Raw genomic sequence first — 20,605 nt, forward strand, 5'->3', positions numbered from 1 at the left:
TCCGCCTGCCTGTTTCCCTGTATTGACCCCCAAGCGTTGCCAACCGCCCGTATCCCGACACCAAGGAGTGGTTCGTCATGTCGATTCCCCATCTTTCACTACAGGATGCCCGCCATCTACAACTGGCGGCCCAAGGGCTGCTGACGCCGCGCCGTGGCAAGGCGAAACCGGCCGATCTGCTGGCCACCATCCGCCGCATGGCGCTGCTGCAGATAGACACCATCTCGGTGGTGGCCCGCAGCCCTTACCTGGTGCTGTTCAGCCGGCTGGGGCAGTACGAACCAGGCTGGCTGGAGCAGTTGCTGGCCGAGGGCAATATCTTCGAATACTGGGCCCACGAGGCCTGCTTCGTGCCGCGGGAGGATTACCGCCTGCTGCGCCACCGCATGCTGGATCCCGCCGCCATGGGCTGGAAATTTTCGGCCAACTGGCTTGCCACCCATCAACAGGAGATCGGCGAGATCATCGAGCGCATTCGCCAGCATGGCCCGGTGCGGGCGGCCGATTTTGAACGCAAGGGGGGCAAGGGCAACGGCTGGTGGGACTGGAAGCCGGAGAAGCGCCATCTGGAGGTGCTGTTCACCGCAGGCCAGCTGATGGTGCGCGAGCGGCGCAACTTCCAGCGGGTTTACGATCTGGCCGAGCGGGTGATGCCCGAGTGGCGCGACGAGCGGGATCTGCCGAGCCCGGAACAGGCGCAAAGGGACATGGTGCGAGCCAGTTGCCGGGCGCTGGGGCTGGTCAAGACCGGCTGGGTGGCCGACTACTATCGGCTGCGGCGCGGCAAATACGACGCCCTGCTCCACCAGCTGGCGGACGAGGGAGAACTGTTGCCGGTGCGGGTGGAGGGGTGGCAGCACGGCGCCTTCGTGCACGCCTCGCTGGCGGACGAGCTGGCCCGGGCCCAGGCTGGCACCCTCAAGGCCAGTCACACCACGGCGCTGTCACCGTTTGATCCGCTGGTCTGGGATCGCAAGCGGGCCAGCGAGCTGTTCCAGTTCGACTATCGCATCGAGTGCTACACCCCGGCGCCCAAGCGCCAGTACGGCTACTTCGTGCTGCCGCTGCTGCATCGCGGCAAGCTGGTGGGCAGGATGGACGCCAAGGCCCATCGCCAGCAGGGGATCTTCGAGATAAAGAACCTCTATCTGGAGGCGGGGGTCAGGGTGACCCGGACCCTGGCGCAGGAGCTGGTCAAGGCGCTGCAGCGGCTGGCCGACTGGCACCAGACCCCGACCTTGCGCTACGGCGCCATCCCCGCGCCCCTGCTGGCCCTGTGGCAGGAGGGGGCACTATAACGGGGATCGTCACACCCGCCTGCACTAAGCTGCAAGGGAGGCGAAGGAGGGAGACAATGACGCGAGCCATGTTGTTGCTGCTGGGATGGGGCCTGACCGGGCTGGTGGAGGCGGCCCAGCCCGAGGTGCAGATCTGCCTGGGGGAGGGCAACGAGTGGGCCCCCTTCACCTACTGGGAGCGCAAGGATGGCGTGCCCGATACCGGCCGTCTCACCGGCTCTGCCACAACCCAGGTGCTCGAGGCCCTGAAGCGGCTCGGTTTGTTCTACAAGATCCGCTATCTGCCCTGGGCAAGGGTGCAGCAGGAGCTGGCCGACTATCGCCAGAACCGCTTGTGCGAGCTGACCTGGGATGCCAGTTACAAGCCGGAGCGGGCGGAATATGCTTTCTACAGCGTACCGCTCTACTACACCCACCTCGGATTTTTCTACCTCAAGCGGCGCTTTCCCGAGGCGCCCGATCTGCAGACGGTCAATCGTTCCCGGGTATGCGGGGTGCTCGGCTACAACTATGCCCCCTACGGGCTGGCGCAGGAGCCGCGCCGGCTCAAGCAGCTGCAGCAGGCGCTGGACATGCTGGGGCGCGATCGCTGTGACTTCTTGCCCAGCGAGATTGAACCCCTGATGAGCGGTATCGGCCTTGGCATCTACCAGAGCGAGAGCGGGCTGCTCCACCTCGCCCTGCCCAGCCGCAAGGGCTTCTATCTGCTGGTGAGCAAGGGCTCGCCGCGCTCCTATGAGCTGGTGACCCGCCTCAACCAGTTGCTTATCGAGTTTCAGGACAGCGGTTACAGCGACGAGGTGATGCGCCGTTTTTTGCCGCCGATGGAGTGATGACCATAAAAAACCGGGCCTGATGCCCGGTTTTTTATGGCTGTGATGGCGTTGACTGGGGCGGCAACTTATCGGCAGGTTTCGCGTTCTGATGTCATCTCGCCCTTTGCCGTGACGCAGCCTCCTGGCCGAGGGGGCTTTACCCTCGCACCAGGCCGGGCAGGACCAGAGCAACGGCGGCGGCGATGCGCGCACGGATATCGCTGCCTGGCGCCAGCAAGCCGAGCGCCATCTGGCGCAGCGGCTCCGCCATGGTCATCGCCAGCAGCAGATCGCTGGTCTGGGCTGAATCAAGCTCGCGCAGCCAGCCCAGTTGCTGCTGGCGCTGCAACCACGCCGCCAGGGTCGCCCTGCCGCGGGTTATCCCGTTCTCCTGATAGGCCGCCAGCAGGGCATCGCGCCCCGTGAACTCATGCTGTAGCAGCCGGAACATGCCTACCGCCTGAGCACTCAGCACCTGATCTGCAATGGCCTGCAAGCCCTGCTCCAGCATCTCCCCCAGGGCGCCTGGGTGAGTGGCATCCTGCTCGAATGCGGGTTGAAAGGCATCGGTCCAGCTGCGCACCGCCTGCGCCACCAGTTCGTCGCGGTTGGCGGCAAAGCGGTAGAGGGTCTTCTTGGCGACCCCCGCCTGTTTGGCCACCGCATCCACGGTCGTGGCACCGTATCCTCCCTTGAGCAGCAAGGTCAGCGTTGCCTCGGTGAGGGCGGCACGCAGGTCCGCTTCCGGGGTGACCGGCCGGCCCCGTGAGCGTGTTTCTTCATCGGTTTGGTGCGACATGATGGGCTCCTGGAAAGCATTGACAGACTCAGCATACAGGCATAGCGTAATTTAGGAAACGAAGTTCGTTTCCTAAATTTATCGGAGTCTCATCATGAATACTTCCGCCTTGCTTGCCCCCTGGGGCGTCAATGACATCAATGAGTTGCTAAGGCCGCAGCCACTGCGCCTGGAAATGGGCCTGACCCGCAGCACCGAGGGCCTGCTGACGGTCGCCATCCGCACCGATCTGCACGGCTGCAAGGGGCGCATGCTGGATTGGTGGTTCACCTTCTTCGAGACGACCCAGCACATCCGGTGGTGGCACCCCCACGACCACGTCGAACACCGGGGCTGGGATCATCACTGGAAGAGAGGTGAGCGTTATGTGGGAGCCAGCATAGCGGCGGTGGAGTGGCTTGCCGAGCTGCCGCCGGTGGCGGCTCGCCTCAAGTTCCACAGCGCCGAAGAGGTGTTCGCCCCGCAGCCGCTGCAGGAGGCGCGGGAGACACAGGCTCTCTCTGCCGCCATCTGCGCCCGTATCGGCTTTGGCGATGAGGTAGTGCTGGATGAGAACGGGGCGCCGCTGGATGGCGAGATGTTGCACCTGGCGCGCGATACCCCATACGGCTGTGTGCTGCGCAGCCGCTTCCTGCTGGGCAAGGCCTGCACCAATCCGCTTGACGAGGTGCTGGACGAGATAGGCTTCAATCTGATGCGCCACTGCTACAGCGAATTCAGCTATCTGGCGCAGTTTCTGCCGTCGCTCTACTACGCGGAAAACGGTCGTGAGCTGGCACCGAGGCTCTGGTGAAGGATGCCGAACGAGTGCGCAGGCCAGCTGCCGGATGGAGATGAGCCGCGGAAGATGGTCATAAAAAAACCGGGCACTTGGCCCGGTTTGTCATGCAGTCTGGATGTGCTTACTGGAACACCAGCACCATCAGCAGACCCAGGGTGATGGCGGACACCAGGAAGGCGAAGCCATAGAACACATAGTGGTGCAGCTTGGTGGTGTGGATCCCCAAGTCATGCAGGCCGTGGTAGATGCGGTGCATGCCGTGCCAGATGGGCAGGGCGATGATGGCCAGCAGGATGCAGGCACCCCACCAGGAGCTGGCGAATTCCAGCACGCGCTCGTAGCTCATGGTCTCCACGTCCATGATGCCCATGGGCACCAGCAGACCTGTGATGAGGACAATGACCGGCAGCAGCATAGCAACGACCATGCCACCTGCCCCAAACAGACCCCAGTAAATTGGCTCGTCAGAACGTCTCATTGTTTTCTCCTCAGGCCACGATGATCAGGACAAGCAGGGATACCACCGCCAGCGCCACATACTGGGCGATGACGATCGGCTTCTCCGGCACCAGGTCTTCGCCACGGAAGATGCGCATGGCTTTCGGGGCCAGGGCGAACCAGGTCTTGGCGTGGAACAGGCAGGCTGCCAGGGCGATGACATGGAACAGGATGGCGATCGGGCTCTGCAGGGATTCCAGCCAGCCGTTGAACGCCTCCTGACCCTGTACCAGCCGCAGCAGACCCCACATCAGCACGACGGCGTAGATGGAGACGAAGATGCTGGTGCCTTCGCGGATCATGTAACCGGTGTAGAAGGCATTCTTCAGCCACCAGTCTTTCTTCATTTCGCGGACGTAAGGCTTACGTTTGCTATTGGTGTTGTTCATGGTCTCATTCCTGCTCTCAATCTGGCTTGAACATGGCGATCATGTAGTCCTTGGCGCTCTCGACCTTGCCAAGCTGGATGGCCGCCGCCGGATCCACGCCTTTCGGGCACACTTCGGAGCAGTAGCCCACGAAGGTGCAACCCCAGACGCCCTCGTCCTGGCTGATGATCTTCATCCGCTCTTTGGACGCGCTGTCGCGGTTGTCGGCGTTGTAGCGGTAGGCCAGCGCCAGGGCCGCCGGACCGGTGAACTTCTTGTTGATGCCATACTGCGGGCAGGCCGCGTAGCACAGACCGCAGTTGATGCACATGGAGAACTGGTGATACTTCGCCATGTCAGCCGGGGTCTGGGTGTACTCGCCATCGCACAGGTTGCGCGGCTCAGACGGGATGATGTAGGGCTTGATGCTCTCCAGCTTCTCGATGAAGTCGGACATGTCGACTACCAGATCGCGCTCGATCGGGAAGTTGTTGAGCGGCTCGATAGTCATCTTGCCCGGCAGGTAGTCGCGCAGGAAGGTCTTGCAACCGAGTTTCGGAATGCCGTTGACCATCATGCCGCAGGAGCCGCAGATCGCCATCCGGCAGGACCAGCGGAAGCTCAAGGTGGAGTCCAGATGATCCTTGATGTATTGCAGTGCATCCAGCAGGGACATCTCTTTGAGGTAGGGCACCTGGAAGGTCTGCATCCAGGGCTCGTTATCCTGCTCGGGACGGTAGCGCAGGATTTCAATTTCGATCATCTCAGCCATTCTTCTTAGCCTCGTCTTGTTTCTCACCCTCGGAACCGTACACGCGCTTGGCCGGTTGGGATTTAGTGATCTTCACATCGGAATAGTCGATGGTCGGGGCCCCTTCGCCGTTGTAGAAGGAGAGAGTGTGCTTGAGGAAGTTGACGTCATCGCGCTCCTCGTAACCGTCCAGACGCTGGTGGGAACCGCGGGACTCTTTCCGGTTGATGGCGGAGTGCGCCATGGCTTCGGCCACGTCCAGCATGTAGCCCAGTTCGATGGCGTACAGCAGATCGGTGTTGAAGACGGAGGACTTGTCGTTGATCTTGATCTTCTTGTAACGGGCTTTCAGCTCGTTGATCTTGTCGATGGTGCCCTGCATCAGCTCTTCGGTACGGTAGATACCGACCCCGGCTTCCATGGACATGCCCAGCTCATTGCGGATATCCGCCGGGTTTTCGGTGCCGTCGATATCGAGCAGGGAGAGGTGCTGCTTGATCAGCGCCTCGGCCTTGGCGGCCAGCGCCTGGGTGTTGCCATGAGACTGGGTCTTGGCAAATTCACCGGCGTGCTCACCGGCCACCTTGCCGAACACCACGATCTCAGACAGGGAGTTGGAACCCAGACGGTTGGCGCCGTGCAGACCAACGGATGCACACTCGCCCAGGGCATAGAGGCCCGGCAGACGGGTGGCGCATGCGCCGTTGGTCTCGATGCCGCCCATGGTGTAGTGGGCAGTCGGACGCACCGGGATCGGCTCCTTGACCGGATCCACACCCACGTAGGCCTTGGCCAGTTCGCAGATGAAGGGCAGACGCTCCTTCAGGTACTTTTCGCCAAGGTGGCGCAGGTCGAGGTGAACCACGTCGCCCATCGGGCCCTGGATCACGCGGCCTTTCTGCTGCTCCTGCCAGAAGGCCTGGGAGAGGCGGTCACGGGGACCCAGCTCCATGTGCTTGTTCTTCGGCTGGCCGACCGGGGTTTCCGGGCCCAAGCCATAGTCTTGCAGGTAGCGGTAGCCATCCTTGTTGAGCAGGATGCCGCCCTCACCACGACAACCTTCGGTCATCAGGATGCCGGTGCCCGGCAGGCCGGTCGGGTGATACTGGACGAATTCCATGTCGCGCAGCGGTACGCCGTGGCGGTAGGCCAGCGCCATGCCGTCACCGGTGACGATGCCGCCGTTGGTGTTGTAGCGATAGACACGACCGGCGCCACCGGTGGCCAGAATGACGGATTTGGCCTGGATGAAGCGGGTGATACCGTTCTGGATGTCAAAGGTCAGTACGCCCTGGACGCGACCATCTTCCACGATGAGATCCATGCAGAAGTGCTCATCGAAGCGCTTGATGCTCGGGTACTTGATGGAGGTCTGAAACAGGGTGTGCAGAATGTGGAAACCGGATTTGTCTGCCGCGAACCAGGTGCGGGGGATCTTCATCCCGCCGAAACGGCGCACGTTGGCCTTGCCGTCCGGCTTGCGGCTCCAGGGGCAACCCCAGTGCTCCAGCTGGATCATCTCGTTGGTGGCGTTGTTGACGAAGTAGTCGACCACGTCCTGCTCACACAACCAGTCGCCACCGGAGACGGTGTCGTTGAAGTGGTTTTCGAGGGAGTCATCATCACGGACGACACCGGCGGCGCCGCCCTCTGCGGCCACTGTGTGGCTGCGCATCGGGTAGACCTTGGAGATCAGGGCGATCTCCAGCTCCGGGTGAGCTTCCGCTATGGCGATTGCGGCACGCAGGCCACCACCACCAGCACCGATGATGGCGACATCGGTCTTGATAATATCCACATCTGCCTCCTTAGGGATAGATTTGCTGGGCACGATTTTGCTCTATAAAAAAAATTCAGGCTTGATGCAAGTCAAACTGGTCTGTTTTAGTGCTTGGCAATGGTGATCTTTATCAAAATCACCCCATTCCTTGGATGAAAACGCCGTAATTATCGCCATCCTGCAGTTATCGGTATCAGCCGCTGTCATTACTATGGTTATTTTAAGCTCAGGATTATACGTAGTTTTCTTTCAAAAAAATGAGAAACACCTCTCTTTTTAGGTATTAACCCCAAAGTTTTTAAGTTTTTTATCAAAAATATTTAATAAGAATTATTCACGGATAGAAGAATGTGGTGATTGAGTTCAAAAAACTAATCCGAATGTCATGGTGAGTCAGTTGTTGCAGGATCGAGGGCTGACCGGTGTCGTGCAGGAGAGTCGGCAATCCCTGCTGGTTGATGTGGTAATAACTATTGAAACCAAAGCATTTTTTCATAAAAAAAGGGGCCTGCATGGCCCCTTTTGTCGATCTGCATCAGATGCGGAACATGCCGACCTGATTGCTCAGTTCACCTGAAATATTTTTAAGTTGTTCAGAGAGATGGCGTGAGCTGTCGGCATCGACCGCCAGCTCGTCCGAGACGTCCTTGACCGCCTGGATGTTGCGGCTCACCTCGTCGGTAACGGCCCGCTGCTCCTCGGCGGCGCTGGAGATCTGGGTCGCCATGTCGGAGATCTGGTTGATGGAGGCGGTGATCTGCTCCAGTGCCTGGGTGGCATCGTTGGCATCTTCCACGCTGTTCTGGGCCAGCAGCTGGCCTTCATGCATGGTGCTGACGGCGCCCTGGGTGTTGCGCTGCAGGGTCTCGATCATGTTGCGGATCTCGACGGTGGAGCTGTGGGTACGCTGTGACAGTACCCGCACCTCGTCGGCCACCACCGCGAAACCGCGACCCTGCTCGCCGGCACGGGCTGCCTCGATGGCGGCGTTCAGTGCCAGCAGGTTGGTTTGCTCGGCGATGCCCTGAATGGTAGAGAGGATGGTGTTGATCTCCTGAGCGTTCTTCTCCAGCTCCTGGATTATGCCGGAAGCCTGTTTGACCTGGGTGGCGAGATCCGTGATGGAGCGCTGGTTGCGGGCGATCACCTGCTTGCCGTGCTCACAGCTGCTGGAGGAGCTGCGGGCCGCATCGGCAGTCTGCTCGGCGTTGCTGGCCACTTCCACCGCGGTGGCGGACATCTCGTGCACCGCAGTCGCGATCTGGGAGATCTCGTTTTGCTGGCGGGCCAGACCCTGGCTCGATTTCTCCGCCATGTTGTGGGACGACTTGGCCTGCTGGTTCAGTTGCCCGGAGGAGTTGGAGATGTCCTGCACCATCACGTGGATGCGGTCGATGAAGGTGTTGACGTGTTTGGCGACTATGCCCACTTCGTCTTCCCGCTCGATCTTGACGCGGCGGGTCAGATCCCCGTTGCCGCGGGAGAGATCGGCAATCGCCTCGCCCAGGGTCTTCAGCGGTGCCAGGGAGCCGCTGATGGCGACGTAGGAGAAACCGGCCACGATGAGGATGGTCAGCAGACCTTGCAGCAGGGCGGAGGTGATCATGCGGGAGACGGACTGGTAGGCGACCGCTTCGTCCACCACGATGCCGAAATACCAGTTGGTGTTCGGGATCTCGGTCAGGTCGAATACGCTGGGTTTGCCGCTGATCTCCATCTCGGAGATGGTGTTGTCATGGGCCAGTTCGTTGACCTTGGCTGCGGTCAGATCGGGGGAGAGGGCGGTGGCCGGCTTGAGCGCCAGCTCCTTGTCCGGGTGGGCGATGATGGTGCCATTACCGTCAACCAGGATGGCGTAGGTACCTTCCGAATTGAGGGCAAGCACATCGCGTACCAGGGCATCGATGGAGACGTCACCGGCGATGACCCCCTGGGTGTTGCCCCGGGTGAAGGGCTCGGCGATGGTGATGATCAGCTGACCCGTGGTGATGTCGGCGTAGGGCGAGGTGATGGCCAGCTTGCCGGCTGCCATGGCGTCCTTATACCAGGGACGTTGACGGGGGTCATAGCCGGCCGGCAGGTCGGTCGGCTTGCTCTGGATCATCTTGCCATCCTTGGTGCCCACGTAGACCAGGTCGAAGTTGCCTGCGTTCATGGTCTGGGCCAGATGGCTGATGGGTTCGTCTTCCTTGGCGAAGGCCTCCTTGGTGGCGGTGACCATGCCGATGCGGGCATCCAGCCAGCGGGAGATGCCTTTGACATTCGAGACCGAGCTGTCGTCGATGAAGCTCCAGATCAGACGCCGGGTCTCGCTTTTCAGTTGACTTGTGTTGTACCAGACCTGCAGGCCTGTGATGACCAGGATAATGACCCCGATGGCGAGGACAAGCTTGTTCTTAATGGATAAGTTCATGTTTACATCCTTGTGAGCTTCAGTCTGCGATGTGTGGTTTTATTGTTATGGGCCAACACTGTATCGGCCAAAGTCGAACTTTTTGTATCCCGGTGCGCCATTAAATTTATAGCTTAAATCAGCGGTTATCGATCACCCCCGACACAATGAGTCCAATTTGGCGGATGGCAGAAAGCGATCCGGCCGGTTGGTGAAGATGCCGTCGACGCCGATGGCAGCCAGCATAGCCTGATCGGCAGGATCATCGACCGTATAGACCAGTACCCTGAGCCCGCGATCGTGGGCATCCTGTACCAGCTGTTGATCGACAAAATCCACGTCGCAGTTGAGTGACCAGGCCCCCAGCTCGGCCGCAAAGGCCGCCTGGGTGAGGGGAATGGTGGAGGTGAGCGCCCCCAGCCGGATCTCGGGGCGCAGGGCGGCGAAGCGGGCAAGCTCGGGATGGTGGAAGGAGGAGACGACCCACTGGGCGGTCGTGAAGCAAAGCTCGGCCTCGGCACGCCGGATCAGTCGGGCTACCTCGTCGGCTGTTTGTGCTCCTTTCAACTCGATATGCAGCTCGGCCTGGCCGGCGATGGCCTCCATCACCTGCCACAGGGTCGGGATCCCCTCTCCCTCGCCGGCATTCAGGCTTTCCAGATAGGTGCGTGACTGGGCCATCAGCACGCCGCGGCCGTCGGTGCAGCGCTCCAGTCTTCGGTCATGGAAGACCCACAGCTCGCCGTCGGCCTGCTGCACGTCGATCTCGATGGCTTCAGCCCCCAGCGTCAGCGCCAGCCGGATGGCCTTGAGGGTGTTCTCCGGTGCCAGTCCGCTGGCGCCGCGATGGGCGATGATCTGCATGTTGTGCTCCTGTGAGGGCGACTCAGGCCCGGCTCAGACGAATGTCGATCTGCTGGTGCGGCAGCCCCAGCCCCTGTTGCTGCAGTTTCTCCAGCACCAGCGAGTGGACCTCGTGGGTGATGGGCATGCGGTGATCCATGCTGTTGACGTAGAGCCGGATCTCGTAGATCAGGGCCGAGTCGGTGAATTCGATCAGGAACACCTCGGGGGAGGGGGTCTCCAGTACCAGGGTGGAGGCCTTGATCGACTCTTCCAGAATAGTCTGTATCTTTCTCGGCTCCTGGGTCAGGCCGATGCGGATACGCAGCCGTACCCGGGTGATGGCGTCGGACAGGGACCAGTTGATGAACTGCTCGGTGATGAAGGCCTTGTTGGGGACGATGATCTCCTTCCTGTCCCAATCCACTATGGTGGTGGCGCGGGTCTTGATCTTGGTGACGGTGCCGGTTAGCTCGCGGATGGTGACTGTGTCGCCGAGCCGGATCGGTTTCTCGAACAGTATGATGAGGCCGGAGACGAAGTTGGCGAAGATCTCCTGCAGACCGAAACCCAGGCCCAGAGAGAGGGCCGCCACCATCCACTGCGCCTTGGACCAGTCGATGCCGAGAATGGAGAAGCCGGTCAGTGCCCCCACCACCAGCACTATGTACTTGGTCACTGTGGTGATGGCAAAACCGGTGCCGGGAGAGAGGCTCAGGTGCTGGAGCAGGGTCAGCTCCATCAGGCCCGGCAGGTTGCGGGCGGTGACCACGGTCAGGATGAAAGTGAAGGCCGTCAGCATCAGATCCTGCAATGTGATGGCGACGACCTGCTCGATGCCGCCGATCTTGCTGCTCACCTGCCACACCTCGATGCTGCGCAGGAAGCTGAACGCCGAGTTGAGTTCGGACCACTGCACCACCACCAGCATGGTGAAGCCCAGCATCAGCAGGGTGCGCACCAGTCCGAGGGACTGGGCACTGATGGTGTCCAGATCCAGTTCGGTGTCCTCCACCACGTCCGGGATCTCGGAGCTGAGCTCGTCGTGTCCCTCTTCCCGGCCGCGCTGGGCCAGGATCTCGGCGCGCTTGCTCTTGGCTCGCTCGAAGGCGAGGCGGCGGCGCTGGATCAGCATCCAGCGGTGCGCCAGATAGTAGACGAGCAGGCAACCCAGCCCCATCAGCAGGCTCAGCTCCAGCTGGCGCAGCAGGATGCGGGAGGTATAGAAGTAGCCGAGCAGGGAGCCGATCACCGCCAGCAGCGGCGCCAGCATCAGGCTGTTCCAGATGAAGTGGTGCAGCAGGTGGGGCTTGCTCATGTCGGCCTGGCCCCAGGTGAGCGGCAGCCGCTCCCGGTTGAGGCGGGCAAAGAACAGCAGCAGCCAGAGGGCGCCGACGATGAAGGCCAGCCGGCCGAGGGAGTCGTAGAAGGCGTGCTCCTGATAGCTGTTGGCCATGCCCTGCACGAAGAAACTCGGGATGATCACCAGCAAGAGGGTGCGAAACTGGCTCCACACCTTCTGCACCCGCTCCTTCTGCCAACGAAAATGGAGGATCAGGATCCCCTTCTCCAGCGTCAGGTGACGCGCCATCAAGAGCGCCAGCAGCAGGAACCAGATCTCGCCGAGGCCGCGGGCCACCGCCACCGCGAACGGGTATTGCCAGGCGCCGTCGAGCAGGCCGCGCACCATCAGCACCATGGCGGGCAGCGGCAGGGAGGCCAGCAGAGAGCGCATCAGCAGCCGGCTGGTGAGGCTGAACTTGTCCTGGGTCACCTTGCCGATGCGGGGCGCTATGTACTGGCTGTAGTGGGTCAGGTGGCGAGCCAGCTTGAACCAGCACCAGGCCAGCACCAGGATGCCGATACCGGCGAAGGTGAGGGTGATGGGGTTGTTCTCGGCGATGGCCTGGGGCAGTTGCAGCCAGTTGACCGGGTTGAGGGCGAGGCCGAGGGCGGCCGGCACCCCGAGCAGCACGGCCGGGGTGAGCGGGCGCACGTCCGGCATCCAGAACAGGTGGCTGGCGCTGAGCTCGCGGATTTCGTCGATCTTGCTGTTCTGGCGGCTGTAGAGCAGCTTGAGCCGGGTCTGCTCCTGAATGAGGCTGTCGGCGGCGTCGTTGAGTCGGGTCAGCAGCTGCCGTCTGGCCTTGAGCAGGTTGTCGAGCACCGCCAGCTGGGCGCGATCCAGGGTGATGCCGTCGGTGGCCAGCAGCTGATCGCGCAGCTGACGTGGATCCTTGAGGGCATCCTGCTCGGTCTCGTACTGGTATTTGGCCATGCGGGCGTTGACGATGGCCGACTCCAGCTTGTCGAGGGGGAAGTAGGCGGGCAGATCCGAGAGCTTGCTGCGCAGGTTCTCGCCATAGGCGTTGCTGATCTGCAGCCACTCCAGTTGCTCGCGCACCGAGTTGACCAGGTCGTTCAGGGTCGAGAGGTTCGTGTCGATCACCCGCTGCTCGTCCTGCACCCGCTCAATCTGATCTTCGAGCGCGCCGAGCTGGATGGAGAGCGCCTGGTTCTGCTGTTGCTGCTCCAGCAGCAGCGGCATGTCGGAGGTGAGCTGCTTGCGCAGCCGCTCGCTCTCCGCCAGCGCCTGTTCTGTCTTGTCGCGGCGCAGCTGGTTCTGCTGGTTGAGCAGGCTGATTTGCCACTCGTCCTCGTCGGTGATGGCGAGGTTGAGCTCCTGCAGCCTGAGCTTGCCCAGATCGTTGCGCTGCTGGGCGGAGAGCTGCTCCAGCTCCAGCATCTGGATCCGGTCGGAGAGGCTCTGCTCCTTGAGGCGGGTCACCAGCTGCTGGGCATCCTGCTGGCGGTCAGACTCGCTGCTGAAGCTGAGCCGATCGAGCAGGGCACGGGTCTGCTGCAACTGCTTGCGCAGCTCGTCGACCCGCAGGTGATACTCCTGGCCGGTGCTCTCTAGCTGGTTGAGGCTGTCCATCACCCCCTGGCGCTCCTTGCGCAGGTTGAGCTGGCGGTTGCTGCTCAGGCCGATGGCTTGGCGCAGCGCCTCCTCCTTCAGGGAGGAGAGGGCAGGGCGAGGCTGGGGCTGGTAGTTGTGCAGGCTATCCTTGAGGCGGGCCGACTCCTTGGGATAGTCGATGAGCACCTGCTGATAGGCCTTGCCCTGCTCGCGGTAGCGCTGGGCTTCCCGGGCAAATTGCAGCGCCTGCTGGTAGCTCTCCCGCAGCTTCTGGTTCTCCGGGGTGTCCGTCTTGGGCACGCTCTGCAGCAGCTCTTCCACCTGGGTGATGGCGTCATCGGCCTGAACCAGGGGAGAAAGAAGAGTAAGGCAGAGCAGCAGGGAGAGCAGGCGTTGCAACATGGCGCACGTTTCCGTTCAGGTGGAGTCGCCCTAGCCTAAAGCAGGGGCCTGGGCGGGTAAAGTTTTCCATATTAATGATTTGTAACATAAATAACGGGCGATCCCGGCCCGCTTTGGCTATCATTCCGGCCGTTTTCCCCTCCATTGAGCATCCTATGTCCGCAGTCGATCTGGGCACGGCCCCCCTTTCCCGCCTGTTCTGGCGCTACGTCACTCCGACCGTGGCCGCCATGCTGGTCACCGGCATCTATGTCACCATAGACGGCATCTTCGTCGGCCATATTCTGGGCCAGGACGGCCTGGCCGGCATGATGCTGGCCTACCCCATCTGCGCCGTGCTCTATGCGGTGGGGGCGCTGATCGGCATGGGCTCCTCGGCGCTCGCCTCGTTTTATCTGGGCAAGGGGGAGCAGGCCAGGGCCCGTCACATCGTCGGCAACGCGCTGGTGATGGTGCTCATCGCCTCGGCGCTGCTCGCCTTCATCGGCATCCACTATGGCGACGAGATGCTGGTGTGGATGGGGGCGGAGGGGGCCATCTTCGACGCAGGATACGCCTATCTGCAGTGGTATTCCTGGCTCGGGGTGTTCGCGGTGCTCTCCATGGCCTTTACCGCCCTGCTGCGCAACGACGGGCGACCCGGCCTCACCACCTGGATCCTGGTGGGGGGCGGCGTGCTCAACGTGCTGCTCGACTACCTGCTGATGGCGGTGATCCCCTGGGGGCTGGCGGGGGCCGCCATCGCCACCATGCTCTCCCAGGCGGTGACCGGGGGGCTGTGCCTGTGGCACTTCTTCACCCCGCGCAGCCAGCTGCGCATTGGCTGGGATACCCTGCGGCCCGACTGGCGGCTGATGGGGGAGACATTGCGACTCGGGGTGTCGAGCTTTCTGATGTACCTCTATCTGTCGGTGGTGCTGGCGCTGCACAACAAGGCGCTGCTCTCGGTCGGCACTTCACTGCACGTGGCTGCCTATGGGGTCATCAGCTACAGCGAGGCCTTCTTCTATCTCATCTTCGAGGGGATCGCCATGGGCATCCAGCCCATCGCCAGCTTCAACGCCGGGGCGGGCAACTGGGCACGGGTGCTGCGGGTGCGCAACCTGGCGCTCGGGGTGACGCTGCTGGTGGCCCTGTGCGGCATGTTGCCGCTCTATCTCTGGCCGGAGGGGGTGGTCTACCTGTTTGCCGGTGACAACGCGGCCCTGTTGCCGGTGGCCAGCCTGGGCATCTGGCTCTACTTCTGGGGCTTGCCGATGGAAGGCCTGCTGCTGGTGGGGGCCACCTACTTCCAGGCCATCAACCGGGCCCGTATCGCTTCCCTGCTCACCGGCGGCAAGCTGGTGCTGATCGGCGGCTTTCTGTGGGGCTTCTCTTCCCTGTGGGGGGTATCCGGCGTCTGGTTGGCGCTGCCCACCTGCAGCACCCTGCTGGTACTGGTGATGTGGCGGGCGATGAACAGGGAGGCGCGCCAGCACAGCGCTGCCTGACAGGTGGTCATTCGTCCATGAAAAAGGCAGCCTCGGCTGCCTTTTTCGTTTTGAACGCCCCTGCCTGCGCGCGACAGGTCTCCGGCCTCAGGGCTTGAAGGCACCGATGAAGATGGCGGGATCGACGCGGGCGTCGTTGAGGCTGACATTCCAGTGCATATGGGGACCGGTGGCGCGGCCGGTGGCGCCGACCCGGCCGACGATGCCGCCGCGGGGCAGGCTCTGACCCAGCTTCACGTCGACCTTCGACATGTGGCAGAACATGCTGATGAGCCCCTGGCCGTGGTCGACGAACACCGTGTTGCCGTTGAAGAAGTAGTTGCCGATCAGGATCACCTTGCCCGCCGCCGGCGCCTTGATGGGGGTGCCGGCACCGACTGCGAAGTCGAGGCCGGAGTGGGGGTTGCGCTCCTCGCCGTTGAAGAAACGGCGCAGCCCGAACGGGCTGGAGAGCGGCCCCTCCACCGGCTTGTCGAACAGCAGGTTGCTGGGCTGGGCCGGGCTGAAGGTCTGGTAGGCGCGGGTCTGTTCCGCCAGCTCGCGGTTGATGCGGGCCATGTCCTCGGCCAGCGGGTTGACCTGGCGGCTGTTCTTGAGCTTGATGTGCTGCTCGCGGTATTGCTTGCTGCCGACCGTGAAGTCGAGGGTGCGGCCATCGCTCACCTGCAGCTGGTGGGGGCCGGGCTGGCTCTTGAGGGGGATGCCGACGATGGCAATCCAGCGCTTGTCCTCTTCACGCACCACCAGTACCGGCTTGTCCTGATAGCGGGCGGTCGGGGCCTGCGCCTCGCTGCCAAGGGGCACCACGGCGACGCCACCTGGCACCGGGTGGTTGAGCAGGCGACTGATGAAGCCCTCGGCGAGGGCGGACTGGCTGGCCAGCAGCAACAATAGACAACAAACGACTCTCATGATGATTCCAGGCTGGGTTGACTAAGACGAAACGGTAACGAAATCAGGAGGCTGGCTGGAAGCGCTGGTAGATGGCCTCCATCTGGACCGAGACCTCCTGGCGCACCAGATCCAGCTCCAGCATGTCTTGCAGCACCTTGAGCTGATCCGGGCTCAGGAAGCCGCGGCTGCTCTCCAGTACCCGCTGGGTATAGGCGCGCTGGTTCTCCAGATAGGTGCCGGCATCACCGCTCTCCTGCTGGGCCAGCTGCTGGTTCGCCTCGCTCAACAGGCGCGTCAGGGATTGGCGCTGGGCCGGTGCCAGCAGCTCGCCGCGCTCCGCCAGGCGGCCCTGGATCTCCAACAGGCGGTTGGTGTCGCCCGAGTAGATCTCCTGCTCGAGCCGGGTGCGGGTATCCTCCCCCAGCAGGTTGCTGAGGTTGCTCCAGATGCGCTGGCTCTCCTGCTCATAGGCGTCAGGATGATCGAAGCCGAGGCGATAGAGCTCGCGCAGCTGCTCCTGCACCTGGCCGCGCACGTCCTCCACGATGTCGAGCCGATCGAAGACGGTGGTGAGCTGGCTGCCCTGCTCGGCGTCATAGAGCCGTTCGATCAGCACGGACCCTTCGCTCGACTGGCTCCACTGGCTGATGGCGGCTTCCAGTTCGGGGTTGGGGGGGAGCGACTCTTGGGCGGGCGCAGGCTCGCTCTGGGGGCCCTTGCCGGGCAGCTTGGCCAGCAGGTTCTGCCCCGGGTTCTGGCTGCTGCTCTGGGAAGCTGACGCGTCGCACTGGGCTGCGCGGGCGGTGCCGGCGGCGTTTGATTCCGGCTGGGCGGCTGTGTGGTCGGCTTGCCACTGCCAGAGGTTGAGCAACAGGGAGGCCAGCAGCAGCGGCGCCAGGTGAGATGTACGCATTTTGGATTCTCTTGAATAAGTGAACGCCCCTTGCAGAGGGGTCTCTTATGATAACCGTAACGTCTGATACAAGCAGCCATGACGTGCACCTGCGGTGTCGACGGCGGCCCGCCATTGAGTCGGGGGCCCCATGGCTCTAGAATCGGCAACCAGCCGTTTTCATCCGAGGAAATGTTATGAATGGATTGTCCCCCCTGCGCACAGCTCCCGCCCGTCACCCCATAGGGCGTGGCTGGGTCTGGGTGCGGTCCGGCTTCGATATCTTCAACAAGGGGATGGGGGCCAGCGTCGGCATGGTTCTCGTCTGGTTTGCGGTCGGTCTGCTGCTGGAGCGCCTGCCGGCGGGCAGCCTCATCTCCCAGCTGCTCTACATGGTCTGGGGCGCTGGCTGGGTGGCGGTGGCCCACCACGGCTATGAAGGCAACCCGCTGCGCTTCGCCGACTTTTTCTCCGGTTTTCGCCACAAGCTGACCCCGCTGATGCTGGGGGGGCTGCTGGTGCTGGCCCTGTTCAGCCTGATCGGTCTCATCTGCCTGGGGCTGCTCTCCATGTGGGGGCTCACCTCCCTGCTGACCCAGGATCCCGAATCCCTGGTGGTCACGGCGGCCCAGGCCCAGGGGCTGCTGCTCTGCCTGCTGCTGGGGCTGGCGCTGCTGATCCCGGTGCTGATGGCCGTTACCTTCGCCCCCGCGCTCATCTATTTCCACGATGTGGGGATCCTGCAGGCGGCCAAACTCAGCTTCAAAGGCTGCCTGACCAACATGTGGCCCTTCCTCTGGTGGGGCATAGTCGCCGCCATCCTGATGCTGTTTGGTGCGGCGCTGATGCTGGTGGGGCTGCTGGTGGTGATCCCGGCGCTCAACTACTCCATCTATGTGGCATATCGGGAGATCTTCCTGGATGTGGCGCAGGAGACGCCGGCCGATGCCCCGTTGAACGGTTTCGAAGCCTGAGTGCGGCCAGCGAGTCTGGCATATTGAACGAAAGGGGCCTGACGGCCCCTTTTTCATGCCGGTTTAATCGCGCCACATGGGGTCGGCGGCCATGCGTTCCACCATAAAGTCGAGGAAGCTGCGCAACAGCGGTGACATCTGCTTGCGGGTGCCATAGACGGCGTAGACTCCGAGTCGCTTGGGCTGCCACTGCTCCAGCAGCGGTACCAGAGTGCCGGTCTCGAGATGGGGCTGGGCGGAATAGCGAGGCTGCAGGCTGATGCCGGCACCTTCCAGGGTCGCCTCCAGCAACAGGTTGGAGATGTTGGCGCTGAGGTTGCCGCTGACCGGCACAGATTCGGGCCCGTCCGGCCCCTGAAATTCCCACAGGCTCTTGCCGAAATAGGTGTAGGTGAGGCAGTTGTGCAGGGCGAGCTCCTGCACCTTGTGCGGTGTCGGGTGCCTGGCCAGATAGGCCGGGCTGGCACAGACCACGGAGTGGCAGGTGCCGAGCCGGCGGGCCACCAGGTTGGGATCGAGATCATTGGTGATGCGGATGGCGAGATCGATCCGCTCCTCCACCAGGTTGACGGTCCGGTCCAGCAGCAGGATATCGATGGCGGTGCCCGCATAGCGCGCCAGGTAGTCGTTGGCGGCCCCCACCAGCAGGGCTTCCGAGAGCGAATAGCTGCTGGTGATGCGCAGCTGCCCCTTGGGCGCCTCGTCGCCGCGCACGGCGATCTGCTCCATCTCTTCCCCCAGCGCCAGCATGGCCCGGGCCCGGTTCAACGCCTCTTCTCCCGGGCCGGTCAGGCTCAGCCGGCGGGTGGTGCGGTGCAGCAGCCGCGCCCCCATCCACTGCTCCAGCTCCGCCAGATAGCGGGTCACCATGGCGCGCGACATCTCCAGTTTATCCCCGGCACCGCTCAGGCTGCCCTGTTCGACTACGCTGACAAAGACCCGCAATGCGGTCAGTCGATCCATGTTCAGGCTCTCTATATGCTCGATTAATGCAACAGTGATGCGCTCATTATGCTGTATTTGTACCGAAAGTGATCCAATAAACTGTGTCCATCTGATGAACCCCTGATGACTTGATGAGGAATACCCGATGAACAATACCCTGATCCGCAATCTGACCCTGGCTACCACCCTGCTGAGCGGTGCCGCCATGGCTGCCCCGCTGACCGTAACCGTCTACAACCCTGGCGAGAAGGCCATCTTCCCGGTCTCCTCTTCCCTGGTGGCCGGTGACAAGGAGGCGATACTGATCGATGCCCAGTTCGACGTTCAAAACGGTCAGGCGCTGGTGGACATGATCAAGAAGAGCGGCAAGAAACTGACCACCGTCTATATCAGTGCCGGTGACCCCGACTTCTACTTCGGTCTGGAACCTGTCATGGCCGCGTTCCCCGACGTCAAGGTGCTGGCCGACCAGCATGTGGTTGACCATATCAATCAGACCAAGGACGCCAAGCTGAGCTACTGGAGCCCCATCCTTGGCAAGGGTGCACCCAAGAGCCTGACCGTACCGCAAGTGATGACGGCCAGCCATCTGACACTGGATGGCGAGAAGATCGAGATCAAAGAGATGAACACTCCGAATGCCTACCTGTGGGCGCCGTCCATCAAGACTGCCTTTGGTGGTGTACCGGTCTACAGCGGCGTACATGTGTGGATGGCGGACAGTCAGACCAAGGTCGCTCGCAGCAACTGGGTCAAGGCGCTGAACAATCTGCTGGCGCTGAAGCCTGAGCGCGTGGTGCCGGGTCACTTCCTGGGGACTGCGCCCAAGGGTACCGAAGCCGTGACCTTCACCCGTGACTACGTAGAGCGCTTTGAGCAGGAGCTGGCCAAGGCCAAGAACTCCGGGCAGCTGATTGAAGCGTTGAAGAAGGCTTACCCCTCCCTGCCGGTCGACGATGGTCTGGCCATCGGTGCCAAGGTCAATACCGGCGAGATGAAGTGGTAATCCCCTGACGCCTACTTCCCTGTGTTTTTTTACCGGGCCTTCGGGCCCGGTTTTTTATCCAGAATTGAAGCGAGAATGATGATGAACGAAGTGCAAACAACCCTCCATTATGTCTATGACCCCCTCTGTGGCTGGTGCTATGGCGCCGCCCCGCTGCTGAAAGCCGCGGCCGATGTCGCCGGCTTGCAGATCGAACTGCATGCCGGCGGTCTCTGGCTGGGTGGTCGCCGCCAGGCCATGGGTCAGGCGCTGCGCGACTATGTGCGCCCCCATGACGAGCGGATCCAGGCACTGACCGGTCAGCCCTTTGGCGAGCGCTATTTCAACGAGCTGCTGCTGCGCGATGGCCTGCTGCTGGATTCGGAGCAACCGATCCGCGCCATCCTGGCGGTGGGATCCCTGGGGGGTAATGGGTTGGTGATGCTGCACCGCATCCAGCAATCCCACTATCGCGATGGCATCTGGATCGGTTCTCTCGAGCATCTGACCAGCCTGGCGGCGGAGCAGGGCATTGCGCAGGAGGCCTTTGGGCAGGCGTATCAGGCGGTTGAGCTGGCAAGCCATCTGGCGGACTGCCAGGTCTGGATGCGTCGTCTCGGCGGGCAGGGTTACCCGACTCTGGGGCTGGTGCAGGGGGACAAGGTAACGCCCTTGTCAGCGTCCTCTTTCCTGGGCGAGCCGCAGGCATTTGCCCGCCATATCCAGCAGCTGATGGGGCGCTGAGGGGGGAATTGGTATCCTGCCGAAGATAATCTTG

Annotated in this window: 18 protein-coding genes; 7 read left to right on the top strand and 11 right to left on the bottom strand. The window is 62.3% G+C overall.

All coding sequences use genetic code 11. The annotated features are described in order from the left end of the window. Window positions 1-77 precede the first annotated feature (77 nt). Window positions 78-1,298 (top strand): winged helix-turn-helix domain-containing protein, encoded by a 1,221-nt coding sequence (locus BN1143_RS03730; RefSeq protein ID WP_042049699.1) that lies wholly within the window; start codon window positions 78-80, stop codon window positions 1,296-1,298. Window positions 1,299-1,354: 56 nt separating this feature from the next. Continuing rightward, window positions 1,355-2,131, top strand: coding sequence for a substrate-binding periplasmic protein (locus BN1143_RS03735; RefSeq protein ID WP_042049701.1), 777 nt, complete (start codon window positions 1,355-1,357; stop codon window positions 2,129-2,131). A 139-nt stretch (window positions 2,132-2,270) separates the two neighbouring features. On the opposite strand, the gene BN1143_RS03740 is transcribed toward BN1143_RS03735, so the two are convergent. Next, a complete protein-coding gene (locus BN1143_RS03740) occupies window positions 2,271-2,912 on the bottom strand; it encodes a TetR/AcrR family transcriptional regulator (RefSeq protein ID WP_042049702.1) in 642 nt (213 codons plus the stop codon). Between the two features lie 94 nt (window positions 2,913-3,006). On the opposite strand from BN1143_RS03740, the gene BN1143_RS03745 reads away from it, so the two are divergent. Then, window positions 3,007-3,705 carry a DAPG hydrolase family protein gene (locus BN1143_RS03745; protein ID WP_042049703.1) on the top strand — a complete coding sequence of 233 codons (699 nt, stop codon included), beginning with the start codon at window positions 3,007-3,009 and terminating at the stop codon, window positions 3,703-3,705. Between the two features lie 109 nt (window positions 3,706-3,814). Here BN1143_RS03745 and frdD read toward each other — a convergent pair whose 3' ends face one another. The 7 genes from frdD to mscM form a co-directional block, all read right to left on the bottom strand. Next, the gene (gene frdD / locus BN1143_RS03750) at window positions 3,815-4,171 is read right to left on the bottom strand and encodes a fumarate reductase subunit FrdD (RefSeq protein WP_005298330.1); all 357 of its coding nucleotides are present in this window, start codon (window positions 4,169-4,171) and stop codon (window positions 3,815-3,817) included. 10 nt (window positions 4,172-4,181) lie between these two features. Beyond that, complete coding sequence (locus BN1143_RS03755) at window positions 4,182-4,580, bottom strand: fumarate reductase subunit C (RefSeq protein WP_005298336.1); 399 nt, start codon at window positions 4,578-4,580, stop codon at window positions 4,182-4,184. Window positions 4,581-4,596: 16 nt separating this feature from the next. Next, complete coding sequence (locus BN1143_RS03760) at window positions 4,597-5,331, bottom strand: succinate dehydrogenase/fumarate reductase iron-sulfur subunit (RefSeq protein WP_005298338.1); 735 nt, start codon at window positions 5,329-5,331, stop codon at window positions 4,597-4,599. Further along, window positions 5,324-7,108, bottom strand: coding sequence for a fumarate reductase (quinol) flavoprotein subunit (frdA, locus tag BN1143_RS03765; RefSeq protein ID WP_005298339.1), 1,785 nt, complete (start codon window positions 7,106-7,108; stop codon window positions 5,324-5,326). The genes BN1143_RS03760 and frdA overlap by 8 nt, the downstream gene beginning before the upstream one ends. A gap of 517 nt (window positions 7,109-7,625) precedes the next feature. Then, entirely contained in the window at window positions 7,626-9,503 is a 1,878-nt protein-coding gene (locus BN1143_RS03775; protein WP_042049705.1) for a methyl-accepting chemotaxis protein, read from the bottom strand. A 132-nt stretch (window positions 9,504-9,635) separates the two neighbouring features. Further along, window positions 9,636-10,346 carry a glycerophosphodiester phosphodiesterase gene (locus BN1143_RS03780; protein WP_042049706.1) on the bottom strand — a complete coding sequence of 237 codons (711 nt, stop codon included), beginning with the start codon at window positions 10,344-10,346 and terminating at the stop codon, window positions 9,636-9,638. A 22-nt stretch (window positions 10,347-10,368) separates the two neighbouring features. Then, window positions 10,369-13,647: a miniconductance mechanosensitive channel MscM gene (mscM, locus tag BN1143_RS03785; RefSeq protein ID WP_042049707.1), complete on the bottom strand. Its 3,279-nt coding sequence runs from the start codon at window positions 13,645-13,647 to the stop codon at window positions 10,369-10,371. 155 nt (window positions 13,648-13,802) lie between these two features. Between mscM and BN1143_RS03790 the strand changes: the two genes are divergently transcribed. Next, window positions 13,803-15,137: an MATE family efflux transporter gene (locus BN1143_RS03790; RefSeq protein ID WP_042049708.1), complete on the top strand. Its 1,335-nt coding sequence runs from the start codon at window positions 13,803-13,805 to the stop codon at window positions 15,135-15,137. An 87-nt stretch (window positions 15,138-15,224) separates the two neighbouring features. Here the strand turns inward: BN1143_RS03790 and BN1143_RS03795 are convergent, their stop codons facing one another. Both BN1143_RS03795 and BN1143_RS03800 read right to left on the bottom strand, forming a co-directional pair. Further along, window positions 15,225-16,049, bottom strand: a complete 825-nt coding sequence (locus tag BN1143_RS03795; protein ID WP_042049710.1) for a M23 family metallopeptidase — start codon at window positions 16,047-16,049, stop codon at window positions 15,225-15,227. Between the two features lie 43 nt (window positions 16,050-16,092). After that, a complete protein-coding gene (locus BN1143_RS03800) occupies window positions 16,093-16,944 on the bottom strand; it encodes a hypothetical protein (RefSeq protein WP_042049712.1) in 852 nt (283 codons plus the stop codon). A 176-nt stretch (window positions 16,945-17,120) separates the two neighbouring features. Here BN1143_RS03800 and BN1143_RS03805 point away from each other — a divergent pair, with 176 nt between their 5' ends. After that, entirely contained in the window at window positions 17,121-17,897 is a 777-nt protein-coding gene (locus BN1143_RS03805) for a BPSS1780 family membrane protein (RefSeq protein ID WP_042049714.1), read from the top strand. A 63-nt stretch (window positions 17,898-17,960) separates the two neighbouring features. Here the strand turns inward: BN1143_RS03805 and BN1143_RS03810 are convergent, their stop codons facing one another. Next, entirely contained in the window at window positions 17,961-18,860 is a 900-nt protein-coding gene (locus tag BN1143_RS03810) for a LysR family transcriptional regulator (RefSeq protein ID WP_042049715.1), read from the bottom strand. Between the two features lie 127 nt (window positions 18,861-18,987). Between BN1143_RS03810 and BN1143_RS03815 the strand changes: the two genes are divergently transcribed. Both BN1143_RS03815 and BN1143_RS03820 read left to right on the top strand, forming a co-directional pair. After that, entirely contained in the window at window positions 18,988-19,848 is an 861-nt protein-coding gene (locus tag BN1143_RS03815) for a Vmh family MBL fold metallo-hydrolase (protein ID WP_042049717.1), read from the top strand. A gap of 75 nt (window positions 19,849-19,923) precedes the next feature. Beyond that, on the top strand, window positions 19,924-20,571 hold the full coding sequence (locus BN1143_RS03820) for a DsbA family protein (RefSeq protein WP_042049718.1): 648 nt from the start codon (window positions 19,924-19,926) through the stop codon (window positions 20,569-20,571). The last annotated feature ends 34 nt before the right edge of the window (window positions 20,572-20,605 follow it).

The organism is Aeromonas dhakensis (assembly GCF_000820305.1).
Taxonomy (GTDB): domain Bacteria; phylum Pseudomonadota; class Gammaproteobacteria; order Enterobacterales; family Aeromonadaceae; genus Aeromonas; species Aeromonas dhakensis.